This window comes from Candidatus Nealsonbacteria bacterium, assembly GCA_019923605.1.
Classification (GTDB): domain Bacteria; phylum Patescibacteriota; class Minisyncoccia; order Minisyncoccales; family CSSED10-335; genus JAHXGM01.
Genome location: JAHXGM010000001.1, coordinates 1 through 17,846 on the forward strand (window position 1 = coordinate 1; position 17,846 = coordinate 17,846).

Annotated in this window: 30 protein-coding genes and 1 tRNA gene; 29 read left to right on the top strand and 2 right to left on the bottom strand. The window is 35.7% G+C overall.

Annotation, left to right across the window (positions count from 1 at the left end; translation table 11 throughout):
- Positions 1–36: 36 nt before the first annotated feature.
- Positions 37–117: transfer RNA gene (locus KY054_00005), tRNA-Pro, on the bottom strand.
- A gap of 3 nt (positions 118–120) precedes the next feature.
- Positions 121–333, bottom strand: a complete 213-nt coding sequence (locus KY054_00010; protein MBZ1356147.1) for a hypothetical protein — start codon at positions 331–333, stop codon at positions 121–123.
- A gap of 105 nt (positions 334–438) precedes the next feature.
- Here KY054_00010 and KY054_00015 point away from each other — a divergent pair, with 105 nt between their 5' ends.
- The 29 genes from KY054_00015 to map all read left to right on the top strand — a co-directional run bounded on the left by KY054_00015 (position 439) and on the right by map (position 17,767).
- Positions 439–1,098: a site-2 protease family protein gene (locus tag KY054_00015; GenBank protein MBZ1356148.1), complete on the top strand. Its 660-nt coding sequence runs from the start codon at positions 439–441 to the stop codon at positions 1,096–1,098.
- Positions 1,099–1,179: 81 nt separating this feature from the next.
- Complete coding sequence (rpsL, locus tag KY054_00020) at positions 1,180–1,590, top strand: 30S ribosomal protein S12 (protein ID MBZ1356149.1); 411 nt, start codon at positions 1,180–1,182, stop codon at positions 1,588–1,590.
- Between the two features lie 20 nt (positions 1,591–1,610).
- Positions 1,611–2,084 (top strand): 30S ribosomal protein S7, encoded by a 474-nt coding sequence (rpsG, locus tag KY054_00025; GenBank protein ID MBZ1356150.1) that lies wholly within the window; start codon positions 1,611–1,613, stop codon positions 2,082–2,084.
- A gap of 10 nt (positions 2,085–2,094) precedes the next feature.
- Complete coding sequence (gene fusA, locus KY054_00030; GenBank protein MBZ1356151.1) at positions 2,095–4,200, top strand: elongation factor G; 2,106 nt, start codon at positions 2,095–2,097, stop codon at positions 4,198–4,200.
- Positions 4,201–4,314: 114 nt separating this feature from the next.
- Complete coding sequence (gene tuf, locus KY054_00035; GenBank protein ID MBZ1356152.1) at positions 4,315–5,514, top strand: elongation factor Tu; 1,200 nt, start codon at positions 4,315–4,317, stop codon at positions 5,512–5,514.
- A gap of 4 nt (positions 5,515–5,518) precedes the next feature.
- On the top strand, positions 5,519–5,860 hold the full coding sequence (gene rpsJ / locus KY054_00040) for a 30S ribosomal protein S10 (protein MBZ1356153.1): 342 nt from the start codon (positions 5,519–5,521) through the stop codon (positions 5,858–5,860).
- Positions 5,861–5,953: 93 nt separating this feature from the next.
- Positions 5,954–6,553 (top strand): 50S ribosomal protein L3, encoded by a 600-nt coding sequence (rplC, locus tag KY054_00045; protein ID MBZ1356154.1) that lies wholly within the window; start codon positions 5,954–5,956, stop codon positions 6,551–6,553.
- Between the two features lie 4 nt (positions 6,554–6,557).
- Positions 6,558–7,184 (top strand): 50S ribosomal protein L4, encoded by a 627-nt coding sequence (gene rplD / locus KY054_00050; GenBank protein MBZ1356155.1) that lies wholly within the window; start codon positions 6,558–6,560, stop codon positions 7,182–7,184.
- Positions 7,185–7,186: 2 nt separating this feature from the next.
- Complete coding sequence (rplW, locus tag KY054_00055) at positions 7,187–7,558, top strand: 50S ribosomal protein L23 (GenBank protein MBZ1356156.1); 372 nt, start codon at positions 7,187–7,189, stop codon at positions 7,556–7,558.
- 58 nt (positions 7,559–7,616) lie between these two features.
- Complete coding sequence (gene rplB, locus KY054_00060; protein ID MBZ1356157.1) at positions 7,617–8,399, top strand: 50S ribosomal protein L2; 783 nt, start codon at positions 7,617–7,619, stop codon at positions 8,397–8,399.
- Between the two features lie 4 nt (positions 8,400–8,403).
- A complete protein-coding gene (gene rpsS, locus KY054_00065) occupies positions 8,404–8,688 on the top strand; it encodes a 30S ribosomal protein S19 (protein ID MBZ1356158.1) in 285 nt (94 codons plus the stop codon).
- A gap of 15 nt (positions 8,689–8,703) precedes the next feature.
- The gene (gene rplV, locus KY054_00070; GenBank protein MBZ1356159.1) at positions 8,704–9,213 is read left to right on the top strand and encodes a 50S ribosomal protein L22; all 510 of its coding nucleotides are present in this window, start codon (positions 8,704–8,706) and stop codon (positions 9,211–9,213) included.
- 5 nt (positions 9,214–9,218) lie between these two features.
- Positions 9,219–9,875, top strand: a complete 657-nt coding sequence (rpsC, locus tag KY054_00075) for a 30S ribosomal protein S3 (GenBank protein MBZ1356160.1) — start codon at positions 9,219–9,221, stop codon at positions 9,873–9,875.
- Positions 9,876–9,881: 6 nt separating this feature from the next.
- Positions 9,882–10,292: a 50S ribosomal protein L16 gene (gene rplP, locus KY054_00080; GenBank protein MBZ1356161.1), complete on the top strand. Its 411-nt coding sequence runs from the start codon at positions 9,882–9,884 to the stop codon at positions 10,290–10,292.
- Positions 10,293–10,296: 4 nt separating this feature from the next.
- Positions 10,297–10,482 carry a 50S ribosomal protein L29 gene (gene rpmC, locus KY054_00085; GenBank protein ID MBZ1356162.1) on the top strand — a complete coding sequence of 62 codons (186 nt, stop codon included), beginning with the start codon at positions 10,297–10,299 and terminating at the stop codon, positions 10,480–10,482.
- Positions 10,483–10,491: 9 nt separating this feature from the next.
- A complete protein-coding gene (gene rpsQ / locus KY054_00090; protein ID MBZ1356163.1) occupies positions 10,492–10,728 on the top strand; it encodes a 30S ribosomal protein S17 in 237 nt (78 codons plus the stop codon).
- A 4-nt stretch (positions 10,729–10,732) separates the two neighbouring features.
- The gene (gene rplN / locus KY054_00095; protein ID MBZ1356164.1) at positions 10,733–11,104 is read left to right on the top strand and encodes a 50S ribosomal protein L14; all 372 of its coding nucleotides are present in this window, start codon (positions 10,733–10,735) and stop codon (positions 11,102–11,104) included.
- Between the two features lie 30 nt (positions 11,105–11,134).
- Positions 11,135–11,440 (top strand): 50S ribosomal protein L24, encoded by a 306-nt coding sequence (gene rplX / locus KY054_00100; protein ID MBZ1356165.1) that lies wholly within the window; start codon positions 11,135–11,137, stop codon positions 11,438–11,440.
- Between the two features lie 4 nt (positions 11,441–11,444).
- Positions 11,445–12,005: a 50S ribosomal protein L5 gene (rplE, locus tag KY054_00105; protein ID MBZ1356166.1), complete on the top strand. Its 561-nt coding sequence runs from the start codon at positions 11,445–11,447 to the stop codon at positions 12,003–12,005.
- Positions 12,006–12,009: 4 nt separating this feature from the next.
- Entirely contained in the window at positions 12,010–12,195 is a 186-nt protein-coding gene (locus KY054_00110; protein MBZ1356167.1) for a type Z 30S ribosomal protein S14, read from the top strand.
- Between the two features lie 9 nt (positions 12,196–12,204).
- Complete coding sequence (gene rpsH / locus KY054_00115; GenBank protein MBZ1356168.1) at positions 12,205–12,597, top strand: 30S ribosomal protein S8; 393 nt, start codon at positions 12,205–12,207, stop codon at positions 12,595–12,597.
- Between the two features lie 4 nt (positions 12,598–12,601).
- Complete coding sequence (rplF, locus tag KY054_00120; protein MBZ1356169.1) at positions 12,602–13,147, top strand: 50S ribosomal protein L6; 546 nt, start codon at positions 12,602–12,604, stop codon at positions 13,145–13,147.
- Position 13,148: 1 nt separating this feature from the next.
- Positions 13,149–13,511 carry a 50S ribosomal protein L18 gene (gene rplR, locus KY054_00125; protein ID MBZ1356170.1) on the top strand — a complete coding sequence of 121 codons (363 nt, stop codon included), beginning with the start codon at positions 13,149–13,151 and terminating at the stop codon, positions 13,509–13,511.
- A gap of 10 nt (positions 13,512–13,521) precedes the next feature.
- Positions 13,522–14,055: a 30S ribosomal protein S5 gene (locus KY054_00130; GenBank protein MBZ1356171.1), complete on the top strand. Its 534-nt coding sequence runs from the start codon at positions 13,522–13,524 to the stop codon at positions 14,053–14,055.
- The gene (locus KY054_00135) at positions 14,036–14,464 is read left to right on the top strand and encodes an uL15 family ribosomal protein (GenBank protein MBZ1356172.1); all 429 of its coding nucleotides are present in this window, start codon (positions 14,036–14,038) and stop codon (positions 14,462–14,464) included. Before KY054_00130 ends, KY054_00135 begins: the two co-directional genes overlap by 20 nt.
- 8 nt (positions 14,465–14,472) lie before the next feature.
- Positions 14,473–15,774, top strand: coding sequence for a preprotein translocase subunit SecY (secY, locus tag KY054_00140; protein MBZ1356173.1), 1,302 nt, complete (start codon positions 14,473–14,475; stop codon positions 15,772–15,774).
- Between the two features lie 15 nt (positions 15,775–15,789).
- The gene (locus KY054_00145) at positions 15,790–16,446 is read left to right on the top strand and encodes a nucleoside monophosphate kinase (protein ID MBZ1356174.1); all 657 of its coding nucleotides are present in this window, start codon (positions 15,790–15,792) and stop codon (positions 16,444–16,446) included.
- A 2-nt stretch (positions 16,447–16,448) separates the two neighbouring features.
- Positions 16,449–17,027: an AAA family ATPase gene (locus tag KY054_00150; GenBank protein ID MBZ1356175.1), complete on the top strand. Its 579-nt coding sequence runs from the start codon at positions 16,449–16,451 to the stop codon at positions 17,025–17,027.
- Positions 17,024–17,767 carry a type I methionyl aminopeptidase gene (map, locus tag KY054_00155; GenBank protein ID MBZ1356176.1) on the top strand — a complete coding sequence of 248 codons (744 nt, stop codon included), beginning with the start codon at positions 17,024–17,026 and terminating at the stop codon, positions 17,765–17,767. Before KY054_00150 ends, map begins: the two co-directional genes overlap by 4 nt.
- Positions 17,768–17,846: the final 79 nt, after the last annotated feature.

Here is a 17,846-nt window from a genome sequence, read left to right on the forward strand (position 1 = left end):
CAAACTTTTTCCCCTGAAAATTTGAAATGTCTGAATTGGTCGGGATGGCGGGATTCGAACCCACGAAATGTTTCCGGCACCCCATGCCGGCGCCCTAAACCACTAGGCCACATCCCGTTTTTACTTAGAAAGAGTTTTAATACACTTGGTGCAAGCCTTGATTCTTTTTCCAATAAATTGTTTGAAAGAATTAGGAACTCCTTCGTTTATGAAAATTGATTGGATATTTGGATATTTTTTTTGTTTGGGAGTGGGGTTGTATTTAGACATCAATTTATTTCTTTGTCTTGATACTGTAGTTTTCTTCTGACAAACTTCACATTTCCTGGACATGGTTTTATTATTATTTTAGTGGTATGATAAATTTTCCTTTCGGTTATTATATACACTAATATTTATTTTTTTACAAGACTTTATAAATGTGTTAAGCTTATCAATATGGAAATTATATTTATTATTATTATATTAATATTCTCAATAGTAATTCATGAGGTTTCTCATGGAGCTATGGCGGATTCTTTAGGTGATCCTACAGCCAGATATCAGGGTAGGTTGACATTGAATCCTATGAAGCACTTAGATCCTATGGGGTCGTTTGTTGTGCCAGCCCTTTTATTGATTATGAGGTCGCCGATTCTTTTTGGATGGGCTAAACCCGTTCCGGTGAATCCTTATAATTTCAAGGATCAAAAATATGGACAATTAAAAGTTGCCCTTGCTGGTCCATTGTCAAATTTTTCCATAGCTTTCTTGTTTGGAATAGGTGCCAGGCTTATACCATTAGAACTTGCTGTAAAGCGGGGGATAGTGCAGAATTTTGCGGCTCCAGATGGTTTCTTACCTCAGATATTCTTTTTATTTATAATCATTGTTTTTATAAATACATTATTGGCTGTATTTAATTTAATACCTATACCACCATTAGATGGTTCACATGTCCTATTTTCTCTCTTCCCGAGAGCCGAATACAAATTCAGGGAAGTAATAGCGAAATCGGGATTTTTATTCATGTCTTTAGTGTTTATAATCATCTTTTTACTATTTCCTTATTTAAGAGAGGGAGTCTTCTTTTTAGCTCGAATATTTCTAGGCGTTTGAAGAAAGTATTGACTTTTTTCGCTCATCTTGTAATATGTCTTTTGTGAGCGCATAGCGCTTCATTATTTTTATATTAAAATCATGCCAACCATTAATCAATTAGTTAGGAAATCAAGAAAAAAGACCAAGAAGCGCAGCAACACGCCTGCTCTTTCTTTTGGTTTTGATAATCTCAAGAATAGATCATCTGAATATCCATCACCTTTTAAGAGGGGAGTTTGTCTTAAAGTTTTTACAACCACTCCAAAGAAACCTAACTCTGCTTTGAGAAAAGTAGCAAGAGTTCGTTTGAGTAATGGGATGGAAGTTACTTCATACATTCCAGGTATTGGACACAATCTCCAAGAACATTCAGTTATTGTAATAAGGGGGGGAAGAGTAAAGGATCTTGCCGGAGTACGATACCATGTTGTAAGAGGAGTTCTTGATGCAGGTGGTGTTGAAAAAAGAAAGAGAAGCAGAAGTAAATACGGAACAAAGAGACCTAAATAAATTTTTTAATAATCTTAATAATGGGAAAAATCACCAGAAAAGAAATAGAATCAGATTCTTTATATAACAGTGTATTGGTTTCGAAGTTTATAAATCAAGTTATGAAAGATGGCAAGAAAACCATAGCCCGAAAGGCAGTCTATGGTGCTTTTGAAATAATGAAATCAAAAAAGAAAGATCCACTTGAAACTTTTGAATTAGCAATTGAGAATGTTGCTCCTTCCATGGAAGTTAGATCTAAAAGAGTAGGGGGTGCAACTTATCAAGTCCCAGTTCCTGTGAGTAAAGAAAGAAAAGTTAGTCTAGCAATCAGATGGATCTTAAACGCAGTAAAAGCTAAGAAGAGAAATACACTTGCCGAGAAGATTGCAGAAGAATTATTAAACGCAGCCAACAGCACAGGTTCTGCTATCAAGAAGACCGAAGACGTACACAGAATGGCCGAGTCTAATAAGGCCTTTGCTCATTTTGCACAACCAAGAAGAACAAGTTAATTTTATTTTTATGCCAAGAGATTATCCAATTGAAAAATACAGGAACATAGGAATCATTGCTCACATTGATGCGGGAAAAACTACTTTTTCTGAAAGAGTTCTTTTCTATACTGGAATTTCACACAAGATTGGAGAGGTTCACGACGGAGGAGCAATTATGGACTGGATGGAACAAGAAAAAGAGAGAGGGATTACTATAACATCAGCTGCCACAACCTGTTTTTGGGTACCAACCGATAAGGTAAAAGATAAGGCCCATGAGTATCGTATTAATGTAATTGATACTCCTGGACATATTGATTTCACCGCCGAAGTTCAAAGATCTTTAAGAGTTTTGGATGGAGCGGTTGTTCTTTTTGATGGAGTCGCTGGAGTAGAGCCACAATCTGAAACTGTTTGGCGTCAAGCTGATAAATTCATGATTCCACGAATTTGTTTTGTTAATAAGCTTGATAGAGCAGGAGCATCTTTTGAAAGAGTACTAACATCTATACTAGCAAAGCTAACTCCTAATGCAGTAGCTATGCAACTGCCTGTTGGATCAGAAAGTGATTTCAGGGGAGTTATTGATTTGGTTGAAATGAAGTATGTTTATTTCGAAGGTGATTTTGGACAAGTTATTAAGACTGAAGAAATTCCTGCCGATATGATAGAAGAAGCTCAAAAATGGAGAGCTAAACTTTTAGAGAAAGTTGCAACTGAAGACGAAGGACTTTTTGAAAAATATTTAGAAGGAGGAGAGGTATCAGTTGAGGAATTAAAAAGGGTAATAAGGAAAGCAGTATTGGGTTATAAGATCGTACCGGTCTTTTGTGGAACTGCTTTGAAGAACAAAGGTGTTCAGCTTGTTCTTAATGCAGTTTGTTATTACTTACCAAGTCCATTAGACTTACCTCCAGTTGAAGGAAAAGATCCTAAAACTGAAGCACTTATAACAAGAAATCCTAGCGACTTGGATCCTTTTGCTGTTTTGGCTTTTAAGGTTGCTAATGATCCATACGTTGGAACTTTAACTTATTTCCGAGTTTATTCCGGATCTCTAACTACTGGATCATATGTTTTAAATACTACCACCGGTGAAAAAGAAAGAATTAGCCGAATGGTTAGAATGCATTCCTCTGAAAGAGAAGAAGTGAAGGAAGTTTTTACAGGAGATATTGCCGCTACTGTTGGACTTAAGAATACAACAACTGGTCATACTCTTTGTACTGAAAACAGTCCTATCATATTAGAAGAAATTTCTTTTCCTGATCCGGTTATCTCTATTAGAATTGAACCTAAAACAAAGTCTGACCAAGAAAAGATGGGCTTTGCTCTGAAGAAGCTTTCCGATGAGGATCCAACCTTTAAGATTAAATCTGACCAAGAAACCGGAGAAACTGTTATTGCTGGAATGGGAGAATTACACCTTGAAATATTAGTTGATAGAATGAAAAGAGAGTTTAAGGTAGAGGCTCAGGTTGGCCGACCACAAGTTGCTTACAGAGAAACAATTAAGGCTTCTGCAAGCGCAGAGAGTAAGTATGTTAAACAAAGTGGAGGTCGTGGACAATATGGACACGTTTGCCTTAGAGTTGAGCCGAAAGAAGATTTAGATGGAATTGAGTTTGTTGATGAAATCAAGGGAGGCGCAATTCCAAAAGAATTTATTCCAGCAGTTCAGAAAGGAGTTAGAGAATCAGCTGATAAGGGAGTAGTAGCTGGTTACCCAATTTCAAATCTTAAAGTAACTTTATACGATGGATCCTTTCACGATGTTGATTCATCTGAAATAGCCTTTAAGATTGCCGGAGCCATGGCTTTTCAAGATGCTTGTAAGCAAGCAAAGGCTGTTATTTTAGAACCGGTTATGAAAGTAGAAGTAATTATTCCGGCCGATTTCCTTGGAGATATCATTGGTGACCTTTCCTCAAGAAGGGGCAAGATTGAAGAAACCGAGGATAACTTGGGAATAAAGATAGTCAAGGCAAAAGTTCCTTTATCCGAGATGTTTGGCTATGTTACATCACTAAGATCATTGACCGAAGGAAGAGGTAATTCAACCATGGAATTTGATCATTACAGTGAAGTTCCTTTCAATGTTGCGCAAGAAATAATTGAAGGGAAAAAGAAATAATTGACTTTTTGTAAAAAATAAATAGAATAGAGAAGAGTATTGGTTCTATAATTAAAAAATAATTGGGCAGAAGAAAAAGATATTATTCTTGCTTCAACCCTTATAAATATAAATATGGCAGAAAAAGCAAAATTTGAAAGAACAAAGCCACACGTTAACGTTGGTACTATTGGTCACGTTGACCATGGTAAGACTACATTGACCGCAGCTATTCTAAAGACCCTAAGTCTTTATGGCTTCGCGTCAGCAGAAAAAAGTGTTGATCAAATCGACGCAGCTCCGGAAGAAAAAGCAAGAGGACTCACAATTTCTATTTCTCATCTTGAGTACGAATCTGAAAACAGACATTACGCGCACATTGATTGTCCTGGTCACGCTGACTATATTAAGAATATGATTACTGGTGCAGCTCAAATGGACGGAGGAATTTTAGTTGTATCTGCAGTTGATGGTCCGATGCCTCAAACAAGAGAACATATTCTTCTTGCTCGTCAAGTAGGTCTTCCATCACTTGTTGTTTTCATTAACAAAGTAGATATGGTAGATGACCTAGAAATGGTTGATTTAGTAGAAGATGAAATTAGAGAACTTTTAAAGAAATATGATTACCCAGGAGATGAGATTCCAGTTATCAGAGGATCAGCATTAAAAGCTTTTGAAGCTACTTCAAAAGATGATGAAGCTACAAAGCCTATTATGGAATTAGTAAAAGCTCTTGATGAATATTTACCTGAACCGGTAAGAGATATTGAGAAGCCTGCACTTATGGCGATTGAAGATGTTTTCTCAATTGCTGGCAGAGGGACTGTTGCAACCGGAAGAATTGAGAGAGGTATCATTAATTCTAATGAAGAGATTGAGATTGTTGGCATTAGACCTACTACCAAGACCACTGTTGTTAGCGTTGAGATGTTTAACAAAATTCTTGACCAAGGAAGAGCTGGAGACAATGTCGGTCTTTTATTAAGAGGTCTTAAAAAAGAAGATCTTGAAAGAGGTCAAGTTATCTCAAAACCAGGATCAATTACACCACATACTGAATTTGAAGCAGAAATTTATGTTTTAACCAAAGAAGAAGGAGGAAGACATACACCATTTTTTGCGGGATATAAGCCACAATTTTATTTCCGAACCACCGACGTTACTGCAGAAGTAAATCTTCCAGATGGAAGAGAAATGGTAATGCCTGGAGATACTGTTAATGTATCAGTTAAATTAATTGCACCAATCGCTTTAGAGGAAAAACAAAGATTTGCCGTAAGAGAGGGTGGAAAAACTGTTGGAGCAGGAGTAGTAACTAAAATAATCAAATAGTCAGATGGCCGCAAAAGCGAAAGCATCAACAAAAGAGAATACTAAGACAAGAATCCACATTCGCCTTAAAGCCTATGACCATAAAGTAATTGATAATAGTGCTAGGCAAATTGTAGAAACTGTTTTGCGTTACGGAAGTGAAGTAGTTGGACCGGTTCCATTGCCAACCGATACTAGAAAGTATACCGTCAATCGATCTTCTTTTGTTCATAAAGATGCAAGAGAGCAGTTTGAAATCAGAACCCACAAGAGGTTAATAGATATTGTTAACCCTAATCCCAAAGTGATTGACGCGTTAATGAATTTAACCTTGCCCGCAGGAGTTGATATTGAGATTAAAATGTAATCTTAATATCTTTCGCTCGGATAGTCACAAGAAACCAGGCATTGCGGATTGCTGGGTCATACCCAGCTTTTAGTTATCAATCTTTTACCATATATGAAATTCATTTTAGGAAAAAAATTAGGAATGACACAGGTATTTACCGAGGATGGCAAATTAACCCCGGTGACTTTAGTTGAGGCTGGACCTTGTAAGGTTCTCCAACTGAAAAATGATGCTAAAGATGGCTACGAAGCGATTCAGATTGGGTTTGAAGAAATAACTAAAAAGAATCAGATCAAAAAATCAGCCAAAGATAAACATTATAAGCACATTAGAGAGTTTCCGGCTGGAGAAGGAAAAGAGTATTCCAAAGGAGAAGTTATAGATGTGACTTCGTTTGAAGAGGGAGATGAGATTAGGGTCGTAGGTATTTCCAAGGGTAAAGGATTTCAGGGAGGAGTAAAGCGTCATGGATTTGCAGGAGCAGGATCTTCTCATGGAATAAAACACAGTAAAAGAAAGATTGGATCAATTGGAAGTGCCTTCCCTCAAAGAGTTATTAAAGGTAGAAAAATGCCTGGACGAATGGGAAGTGATAGAATTAATGTAAAAGGTTTAAAGATTATAAAGATTGATTCTGAAAGAAATATTATAGCAATAAAAGGTGCTTTACCAGGAAGGCCAGGAACCCTCTTGGAAATTAGTGTTCAATAAATCTATGAAAGTAAGCGTTTATAATCAAAAAGGAGAAGAGTTAAAGAAAATTGATGTTTCCGATGACGTTTTTAATGTAGAACCAAACTTTGATTTACTTCATCAAGTTGTAGTTTCACAAATGTCTAATAGAAGACAGGGGACTGCTCACACTAAAGACAGAGGAGATGTCAGCGGAGGAGGTAAAAAACCCTGGAGACAAAAAGGAACTGGCCGCGCAAGACACGGATCAACCAGATCTCCTATTTGGAAGGGTGGTGGAGTTACCTTTGGACCAAGAAGTGATAAAAATTACAAGAGAGTGATTCCAAAGTTAATGAAAAGAAAAGCTCTTTTTATGGTATTGTCTGCAAAATTGAAAGATAACGAAATGAAAGTATTGGATAAGATTGAGCTAAATAATCATAAGACAAAGGGCGCAATAGAAGTCTTAAATAATTTTCCAGAAATAATCAAGAAAAACACTTTGTTAATACTTCCAGACACCAACAAGAGCGTACTTCTAGGATTCAGAAATATTCCTAAGATAGAATTGATGCAAGCTAAAGATCTTAATGCATTAGACCTTTTATCTTTTAAAAATATTATTATTCCGGAGGCAAGTATTAAGGTAATAGAGGATACATTTTAATTATGGCTATAAGTAAAATTTTTAAAAAAACTGAAGAGAAGAAAGAGAAACCTTTAAAGACTGAAAAAAAGGCCACTGCTGTTAAGAGTGAATCAATTGCATGGAGGGTCTTAGAGGGGCCGTATGTAAGTGAGAAGTCTACTGACCTTATGACTAAAGATAAGTATCTTTTCAAAGTTTCTTCTGTTTCAAACAAGGACGAAGTAAAGAGAGCTATAGAAGATCTTTACAAAGTAGATGTTATAGCAGTTAATGTTATAAATGTTCCAGGAAAAGCAAAGAGGCTAGGAAAACATAAGGGTAGAAAGAAGGGATTCAAGAAAGCAATAATTGAAATTAAGAAAGGTCAACAGATTGATATTATCCCCAATTAATCATCCTTGACTCAAGCCTCCGTTTATGTTTAAATAAATGGGTTGATATTCATAGAAAATGTCCAAACAAACACTTACAAAAGAAAGACCAGTAAAGAAATTAGTCGTTAATCTGAAAAGAAGGGCGGGTAGGGGAAGCTCAGGAAGAATCACTATTCGACACAAAGGGGGTGGAGTGAAGAGGCTTTACCGATTGGTTGATTTTAAGATGAGAAAGATTGATGTTCCAGCTAAGGTTTTAAGGTTTGAATATGATCCTTACCGAACAGCTTATATCGCATTGATTGAATACCAAGATGGCGAAAAGAGCTACATTTTAGCTCCACAAGGAATGAAGGAAGGTGATGAAATTATTGTTTCTGAAAAAGCCGAATTGAAAGTAGGGAATAGAATGAAACTTAAAAATGTACCGGTTGGAAGTTCAGTTTTCAATATTGAATTAGAACCAGGAAAGGGAGGCCAGCTCATAAAATCAGCAGGAAGTTCATCCAAGGTTTTAGCTCATGATGGAAAATATATACAGATTGAAATGCCCTCTAAAGAGGTAAGAAAGATTCACAAAGAATGTTATGGTACAATTGGAGCAGTTTCAAATCCAGAACATAAATATAAAAGAATAAAGAATGCCGGTGCCAGTAGAAGAAAAGGAAAGAGACCTACAGTAAGAGGTTCGGCCATGAATCCAGTAGATCATCCCCATGGAGGAGGAGAAGGAAGAGCACCTATTGGATTAAAGTATGCTAAGACTCCCTGGGGTAAGCATGCTAGAGGAGTAAAGACAAGAAAGAGAAAAACAACAAACCATTTAATAATTAAGAGAAGGAAAAAGAAGAAACGATAAACATATGGCAAGAAGTCTTAAAAAAGGACCCTACATTGACCTTAAGTTAATGGAAAAGGTAAAAAAATTAAAACTAGGTGATGACACTATTGTAAAGACTTGGGCAAGAAGCTCAACCATTACTCCGGAAATGATAGGTTTTACCTTTGGTGTTCATAATGGAAAACAACACATACCTGTATTGATTACTGAGGACATGGTAGGTCACAAACTTGGAGAATTTTCTCCAACAACCAAATTTGTAAGACACGGAGGAAAGATGCAGAGAGATATAGAGAAGAAGAAATAATATAATTAATGAATAATGGAGGTTAAAGCAAAATTAAGACATCTAAGAATAGCCCCTAGAAAGGTTAGATTGGTTGTAGATATGATAAGAGGAGAAAAGGTTTCAGAAGCTAAGCTGATTTTACGTTTTACCGTCAACAGATCATCTCGACCAGTTCTTAAGCTTTTAAATTCTGCTATTGCCAATGCCAAGAATGACTTTAGTTTAGATGAAAGCAACCTATATATTTCAGAAATAAGAGTAGATGAAGGGCCAAAATTAAAAAGATGGATGCCAAGAGCTAGGGGAGTGGCTACTGAAATTCAGAAAAAGACCTCACATGTGATATTAACGTTAGATGAGATTAATAAGACAAAAAAGGTAGCTAAGAAAAAGAAAGCAGTCGCAAAGCCGGAAGTTTTAAAAGTTGATCAAATTAAGGAAAGTGCTCCAGAAAAGAAAAAGACAAGAAAAGATAGTTCACAAAAGATAACTGCTGAAAGAGGAGTATCTTCTAAAAAAATGTTTAGAAGAAAATCTATATAATAATTATGGCGCATAAAGTTCATCCAAAATCATATAGAATAAAAGAAACAAACGACTGGGATTCCAGGGGTTTTTATCAAAAGAAATCAACTAATTTTCTTAAAGAGGATTATGAAATTAGAGGTTTTTTAGGTAAAAGATTGGAAAGAATGGGAGTTGAAAAGATTGAAATTGAAAGATTTCCAAGAAAAGTTAATATTATTATATTGAGTTCTAGGCCAGGATTGATCATTGGAAGAGGAGGAGAAGAGATCATCAAGCTTAAAAAAGACATGTTTAGGATGATGAACAAGAAATTTGACAAAAAAGTAGCTGAAGAAGAGGTTAATATTGAAATAAAAGAGGTAAGAAATCCTTGGCTTTCAGCCAAGCTTTCTGCTGACTGGGCCGGTCAACAACTTGTAAGAAGAGTGCCTTATAAAAGAGTTTTAAGACAAATTGTAGAAAAAATAAATACCAATAAAGAAGTTTTAGGAGTTAGGGTTGAATTTGCTGGAAGGCTTGATGGAGTAGAAATTGCAAGAAGAGAATGGTCTCAGAAAGGCAGACTTCCACGTCAAACTATAAGAGCAGATATTGATTATGCTTCAGAAATGGCCAGATGTTCCTATGGAGCCATTGGTATTAAGGTTTGGATATATAAAGGAGAAAAATTTAACTAGAGATCTATGTCGTTAATGATGCCCAAAAAAGTAAAACACCGAAAGAGCTTTAAAGCTAAGAGTAAAGGTGTTTCAAGAAAAGGAAATGAACTGAACTTCGGGTCATACGGTTTAAAGAGTATGGGCACCAAATGGATTACTTCCAGACAACTTGAAGCTTCCAGAAGAGCAATTGTAAGATACCTAAGAAAAGGAGGAAAGCTTTGGATAAGAGTATTCCCAGATAGACCGGTTACCGCAAAAGGAAATGAGGTTCCGATGGGAGGAGGGAAAGGATCTGTTGACCATTATATTTTTCCTATTACCCCGGGACGCATTCTTTTTGAATTAGATGGTATAAAAGAAGAAGATATGAAAGAGGCTTTTAGAAAGGCATCTGATAAACTTCCGATCAAAACCAAAATCGTAAGCAGATAACATTATGAAGATCTTAGAGTTAACAAACAAAACAAGGCTAGAGTTAGAGGCATTGATCGTTAAGAAGCGAGAAGATATTAGAAAATTAAAGTTTAGACTTGATTCAAAAAAAGTTACTAATGTTAAATTGATGAAGGAGACTAGGAAAGATGTTGCGAGAATCCTAACCATTTTAAAAGATAAAGAATAAGACAAAAGTATGCCTAAAAGAAAATTACAAGGTATTGTTATTTCAGATAAGATGGATAAAACCGTTGTGGTTCAGGTTGAGCAATTAAAGAATCATCCGAAGTATAAAAAAAGATATAAAGTTACTCTTAGATATAAAGCTCACGATTCGAACAACGAATACAAAGAGGGAGATAAAGTTTTCATTGAAGAGTGCAGGCCGTTGAGCAAAGATAAAGTATGGAGAGTAATTGAGAAAATTAATTAATAGTATGATTCAACCAGAAACAAAATTAAAAGTCGCTGATAATTCAGGAGCAAAGACAATCCAGTGCTTTAAGGTATTAGGAGGAAGTAAAAGAAGATATGCCCAAATTGGAGATATCATAGTCGCTGCTGTAAAAGATGCAGAGCCGAGAAAAGGAGTTAAGAAGCATGATATTGTTCGAGCAGTTATTGTAAGACAAAAGAAAGCCTTTGCAAGAAAAGATGGCTCATATGTTAAATTTGATGAAAACGTAGCTATAATCTTAGATGGAAAGACCGTGAACCCCAAAGGGGGAAGACTCTTTGGTCCGATCCCAAGAGAATTAAGAGAGAAAGGTTTTGATAAATTAGCAGGCATGGCCAAGGAGCTTGTATAAAACGAAAATATTTGTTAGCATCCCAAATGTATGAAAATCAAAAAAGGAGATACAATTTTATTAATCACTGGAAAAGACAGGGGGAAGAAAGGAAAGGTCCTTCAAGTTATTCCAACCAAAGACAAGGTTGTAGTTGATAATATCAACTTAAAAAAGAAACATGTTCGACCTAAGAAATCCGGAGAGAAAGGGCAAGTTGTTGAATTTTCCGCACCAGTAGATATTTCCAATGTTAAGTTAGTTTGTCCCAAGTGTTCTAAGCCTTCAAGAGTAGGCTACATTATAGTAGACGGCAAAAAAGATAGAGTTTGTAAAAAATGTGAAAAGAAGATATAGACTTATGATAAATTTGAAAGAAAAATACAAAAAAGAAGTTATACCTGAGATGCTAAAGAAGTTTAATCATGGCAATGTCATGGCTGTCCCAGGAATTGAAAAAGTTGCTATCAATATCAGTTTTGGACGAGAGACAGTTAGCAAGAGTGGAGATGAATTAAAGAAGTTTATGGCTGTCATAGGAAACGACTTATCTTTAATAACTGGACAGAAGCCTTCGATGAGAAGGGCAAAAAAATCAATTTCTGGATTTAAGCTTAGAGAAGGAATTATTGTTGGTTCAAAGGTTACACTAAGAGGCAAAAGAATGTATGATTTCTTAGATAAGTTAGTTCACGTTGCTCTTCCAAGAGCTAGAGATTTTAAAGGTTTAGGCTTAAATAATTTCGATAAGAGCGGAAATTTGACTATCGGAATTAAAGAGCATATAATTTTCCCTGAAGTTTCCGCAGACAAGATCAAGAGTATTCTTGGTTTACAGATTACCATAGTAACTGGTGCTAAAAATAAAGAAGAAGGAATAGAATTATTAAGATTATTGGGATTCCCACTTAAAAAACAATAAAAAAATGGCCAAGAAGTCGCAAATAGCAAAATCAGAAAAAGAACCTAAATTTTCTACACGCATAGTTAGAAGATGTTTTCGATGCGGGCGTGCAAGAGGATATATGAGAGATTTCGATCTATGTAGAATTTGCTTTAGAGAAATGGCTAATGAAGGATTGATTCCCGGAGTTAAAAAATCTAGCTGGTAAATTAAAATTATGACAACAGATCCAATTGCAGACATGATAAATGGAATAAAAAACGGTCAGGCTGTTTTTAAGACAACAGCCAAGGTTCCTTTTTCTAATTTAAAATATGAAATCGCCAAGGTTTTAGAAAATAATGGATGGGTTGAGAAGGTTGAAAAGAAAGGAAAAAAAACAACCAAGACCATTGAGATTACTTTAAAGTACGAAGATAATAAGCCGGTCATTTCCAATATTAAAAAAATATCAAAACCTGGACAAAGGATATATATCCCAGCTAGCAAGATAAGGAAAGTTAGAGATGGTTTTGGAATGTCAATTATTTCAACCCCCAAGGGAATCATGAACAACTATCAAGCCAGAAAAGCTAATCTTGGTGGAGAAATACTAATTGAAGTATATTAAAATTATGTCTAGAATAGGAAAGAAGCCAATAATAATACCGAAGGGAGTAGAAATCACTCTAGAGGGTCATACCGTCAAAGCAAAGGGTCCTAAGGGAGAACTTCAAACAAAGATTAGGCCAGAGATCGGAGTAGAAATTAAAGATGATCAAGTGATTGTAACTCCAGTCAAAGAAACTAAGAAATCAAATGCTTTTTGGGGACTATCAAGATCTCTTATTGCCAATATGACAACAGGAGTGAGTGAAGGATATCAAACAAAACTTTTGATAGAAGGTGTTGGTTACAAAGTCGCTCTTGAAGGGCAAGACCTTGTTTTTCAACTAGGATTTTCTCACCCAGTTAAAATTTCACCAAGAGAAGGTATAACTTTTTCTATTGAGAAAAATTCATTTATAGTTTCAGGAATTAATAAGCAATTAGTAACACAGGTAGCGGCCAATATTAGAAAGATTAAGCCGCCAGATCCATATAAAGGAAAGGGAATAAGATACGAAGGAGAAATTATTAAAAAGAAAGTAGGTAAGAAGGCAACAGGAGCCAGAGGATAATATGTTAAATGCAAGATTACAAAGACAAAAAAGAGTAAGAGCTAAGTTGATCGGAACGAGTGAAAAACCAAGACTCTCTGTTTTTAGATCGTCTAAACAAATTTACGCTCAACTGGTAGATGATGCCAATGGGAAGACTATTGCTTCTGCAAGGAGCTATGAAGTCAAGGAAGAAAAATCTGATAAGCACTCCAAAGATCTTAAAGCCAAGACTCTCTTAGCCTACAACACTGGAAAATTACTTGCAAAGAAAGCTCAAGAAAAAGGAGTAACAAAGGTCATCTTTGATAGAGGGAGTTATCTTTACCACGGAAGAGTGGAAGCCTTAGCCAAGGGAGCCAGAAAGGGCGGATTAAACTTTTAATTAATTTATTATGACGGTTCAAAAAGAAATTCCCAAAAATGAAGAGTTCGAATCCAAGCTACTGAATCTTTCTAGGGTAGAGAGGATGACCGGCGGAGGAAGACGATTGCGTTTTCAGGCTGTCGTTGTGGTTGGAGATAAAAATGGAAAAGTAGGAGTAGCTTCTGCAAAGTCAACTGATGTGAGTCAAGCTATTGAAAAAGCAACAAAGATGGCCAAGAAAAGAATGATCACAGTGTTAATGGTTGATGATACTATTCCTCACCAAACTGAAGCTAAATTTGGAGCTGCTCAAATAATTCTAAGACCTCAGATTAAGGGTCGCGGACTAGTAGCTGGAGGTACTATTAGAACAATCTGTCTTTTAGCAGGTATTAAGAATATTTCCGCTAAAGCAATTAGTAGAACAGATAATAAGCTAAATAATGCCAAGGCAACCATTAAGGCTTTAGAAAAATTAAAAGTTAAAGAATCAAAGAAGGTCGTCTTAGCGGATTCATCCGAGAAGACGGAAACTGAAAATCATGCAACTTCATCAAATTAAACCAACAACTAAACGAAAGAAGGATAAACGAGTCGGACGAGGCGGAAAGAAAGGAACCTTTTCCGGCAAGGGTGTTAAGGGGCAAAAATCTAGAGCTGGACGAAAGCTCGTTCCTTCAATTAGGGGAATAATAAAGAAGTACCATAAGCTTAAAGGATACAGAGTTAATGCCATTGATAAGGGAATAGCCGTCGTTAATTTGAATTTGATAAATAACAAATATGCTGCAAATGAAATCGTCTCCCCCGAAACTTTATTAGAAAAAGGATTAATAAGAAAGGAAGCTGGAAAGCTCCCAGTAGTGAAGATATTATCTGATGGAGAAATAAGTAAGCCTTTAGTATTTAAGGGATGTCAGTATTCAAAAACAACAGAAGAAAAAATTAAAAAATCCGAAGGAAAGATATAAAATAAAATATGTTTGAAAAGATCATCCAAATTTTTAAAATAGAAGACTTAAGAAAGAAAATCCTTTTTGTCTTATCTATGTTTGTTGTCTTTAGGTTGATGTCCAACATTCCTATGCCAGGCATTGATCAATCAAGGTTGGCCAGTTTTTTTCAAGATTTTGAGATTTTCAGATTCGCCAGTGCGCTTACCGGAGGAGCTTTAGATAAATTTTCTATTGTCATGCTTGGGCTTGGTCCGTATATTACAGCTACCATTATTATGCAGCTTCTGACTATGATTATTCCTCAACTGGAGAGACTTCAAAAAGAAGAAGGAGATGTAGGACGACAGAAAATTAATCAATATGGAAGAATACTTACAGTACCGTTTGCCTTTTTTCAAGGGTTTGCAATGCTTACTCTTTTCCAAAGGGAAGGAGTTATACTTCCTCTTAGTAGTATAGGGATGATAACATCACTATTAATCATAACTGCTGGAACCGTTCTTCTAATGTGGATTGGGGAATTAATAACCAAAAGGGGAATTGGAAATGGGGTCTCTCTTTTGATTTTTGCCGCTATAATAGCCGAATTTCCGGGGAATGTTAGGAATATGATTTTGAGTATTACTGATCAGCCAGGAGCCCTTCAATCATATTTTCTTTTGTTCGCCATGATTATTCTGATTATAATCGGAGTTGTTTACTTTAATGAGGCAAGAAGAAATATTCCTGTTTCTTATGCTAAACAAGTAAGGGGAATGAAAATGTATGGTGGTGCATCAACATACCTTCCTTTGAATCTTAACCCTGCAGGAGTAATACCTATCATTTTTGCTTTTTCAATTGCTTTCCTTCCCTCTATATTGGTTGGTGTTATTTCCGGAGTTAGTTCTGGATTTTTAGCTCAAACTGCTCAAATGATTGGTTCATATTTGGAAAGCCTTTGGGTATTAGGTTCTATTATATTTATATTAGTATTTCTTTTTACTTATTTTTACACTGCAGTTACTTTTGATCCAAAGAATGTAGCCGAGAATCTTCAGAAAATGGGTGGATTTATTCCAGGGATTAGACCTGGGGCACCAACTGCAAAATATCTAAATCATATTCTAAATAGAGTTCTTTTCCTTGGAGGATTCTTTTTGGCAGTAATTGCTGTTATGCCTTGGATTGTTCAAGGATTAATTCAAGTAATAACTGGAACAGGGATAGAAGATTTTGGCTTCTTAATTGGAGGCGCATCCGTATTAATTATTGTTAGTGTAGTTTTAGAGACTATGAAGCAAGTCAAAGCACAGCTTCAGATGAGAGAGTACGAAACATTTTAACAACAATAAATAACTATGAAAAAAAACCGGGTTGTTATCCTTTTAGGTCCTCCTGGATCAGGAAAGGGAACACAGGCAAAACTATTAAAAGAAAGATTTAACTTGGAAGCTATCGGAAGTGGAAACATTCTAAGAGCTAGAATGAAACAAGATGATTACACCGGCAAGAAGATCGGTGAGGTCATAAATAAGGGAAAAAGAATCCCTACACCAGTTATCTTCATGCTATGGATGAAGGAATTGGAGGCAATAAAACAAAGAACTGGATCCCAGGGCTTTATTTTTGACGGAAGTCCCCGAACTGTTTTTGAAGCAAAAATGTTAGAAGATGCCTTGGAGTGGTATGGGTGGCACAAAGAAAAGAAAGTCATCTTTATTAATCTGTCTAAAAGAGAAGTTTTGAAACGTCTCAAAACAAGAAGAATATGTAGTGTTTGCGGAGAAATTGCTATTGCTAACGGATCTAAATTAAAAGATTGCCTAAAATGTAAGGGTAAAATGATTGTAAGGCCGGATGATAATATAGAGGGAGTGATGACAAGATGGGAGTGGTTTAATAAAGAGGTACGACCAACAGTTAATTATTACAAGAAAAAAGAAGGCATTACTATTATTGACGGTAGTCAGTCAGTAGAAGATGTCTCAAGAGATATTCTGAAAGCAATGAAATAATCATGCAAGATAATATAATTGTTTGTATTGTAGGAATGCCGGGGGCCGGTAAAAGTATTCTTTCCGATGAATTAGTAGGAAGGGGCTTTTCTTATTTAAGATTTGGCCAAGCGATATTGGATCGAGTAAAACAAGAAGGGCTTGAAATTAATGAAAATAATGAGAGAATGATAAGAGAGCGGATACGCAAAGAACATGGAATGGCTGCGCTTGCTATTCTTAATACTCCCAAGATAGATGAATTGATTATCAATTCTAACCTAGTTGTTGACGGCCTTTACAGCTGGTCGGAATATAAGGTGCTAAAGGATAGATATCAAGATAAAATGTATGTAGTAGCCGTTTATGCCCCTCCAGCAGTAAGGTATTCAAGGCTTAAGGACCGTACAGTTAAGGGTGATAAAGAAGCGAGGTTTAGAAGTTATACCGAAGAGGAGGCAAGAAAACGAGATTATGCTGAAATAGAAAATATAGAGAAAGGCGGGCCTATTGCTATGGCAGATTTCACTATTATCAACATTAGGAGTATTGATGATTTTAAAAGAGAACTAAACTCAATATTTTTAGAAATAAAAAAATGATCTCAATAAAGAATCCAAAAGAGATTCAAATAATGAGGGAGGGGGGTAAGATTTTGGCAGAAATCATAGAGCAGCTTAAATCTCAAGTTAGACCAGGAATTACTACTCAAGCATTAGACAAGCTTGCAGAGAATCTGATTTTAAAACATGGAAAACCTTCTTTTAAAAATTACAAGGGATTTCCTAATACTTTATGCACCTCAATAAATAGTCAAATAGTTCATGGAATGCCATCTAAAAAAGAATTAACGGATGGAGATATTTTATCATTAGACCTTGGAATAGAATATAAAGGATTCCATACTGATATGGCTTTAACTATTCCGGTGGGGGAGGTTGATCCTGAAGTCTTGAGATTAATAAGAACAACTAAAAAAGCCCTCAAAAGAGGTATAAAGAAAGTTCATCCAGGTAATACTTTCGGAGACTTGGGTAATACTATTCAAAGATGTATTGAATCTCAGGGATTTGTAGTTATTAAAAATTTATGTGGCCATGGAATTGGAAGGGAACTTCATGAAGAACCAAATGTATTGAATTATGGAAAAAGAAAGACCGGTTCCCAAATTAAAGAGGGGATGGTTTTTTGTATTGAGCCAATGGCATCAATAAGTTCATCAGAGATGAAAGGGGGTGCTGACGGTTATGCCTTAGAAACAAAAGATGGATCTTTTTCTGCTCATTTCGAACATACTGTTGCGGTTACTGAAAGAGGTTGCATTGTTCTGACAGAACTTTAATGTTATAATTTTTATTATAAAATAAAAATATGCGTTTTTTAGATAAATAATTTTGATTCTAAAGTTGGTCTTAAAGGAT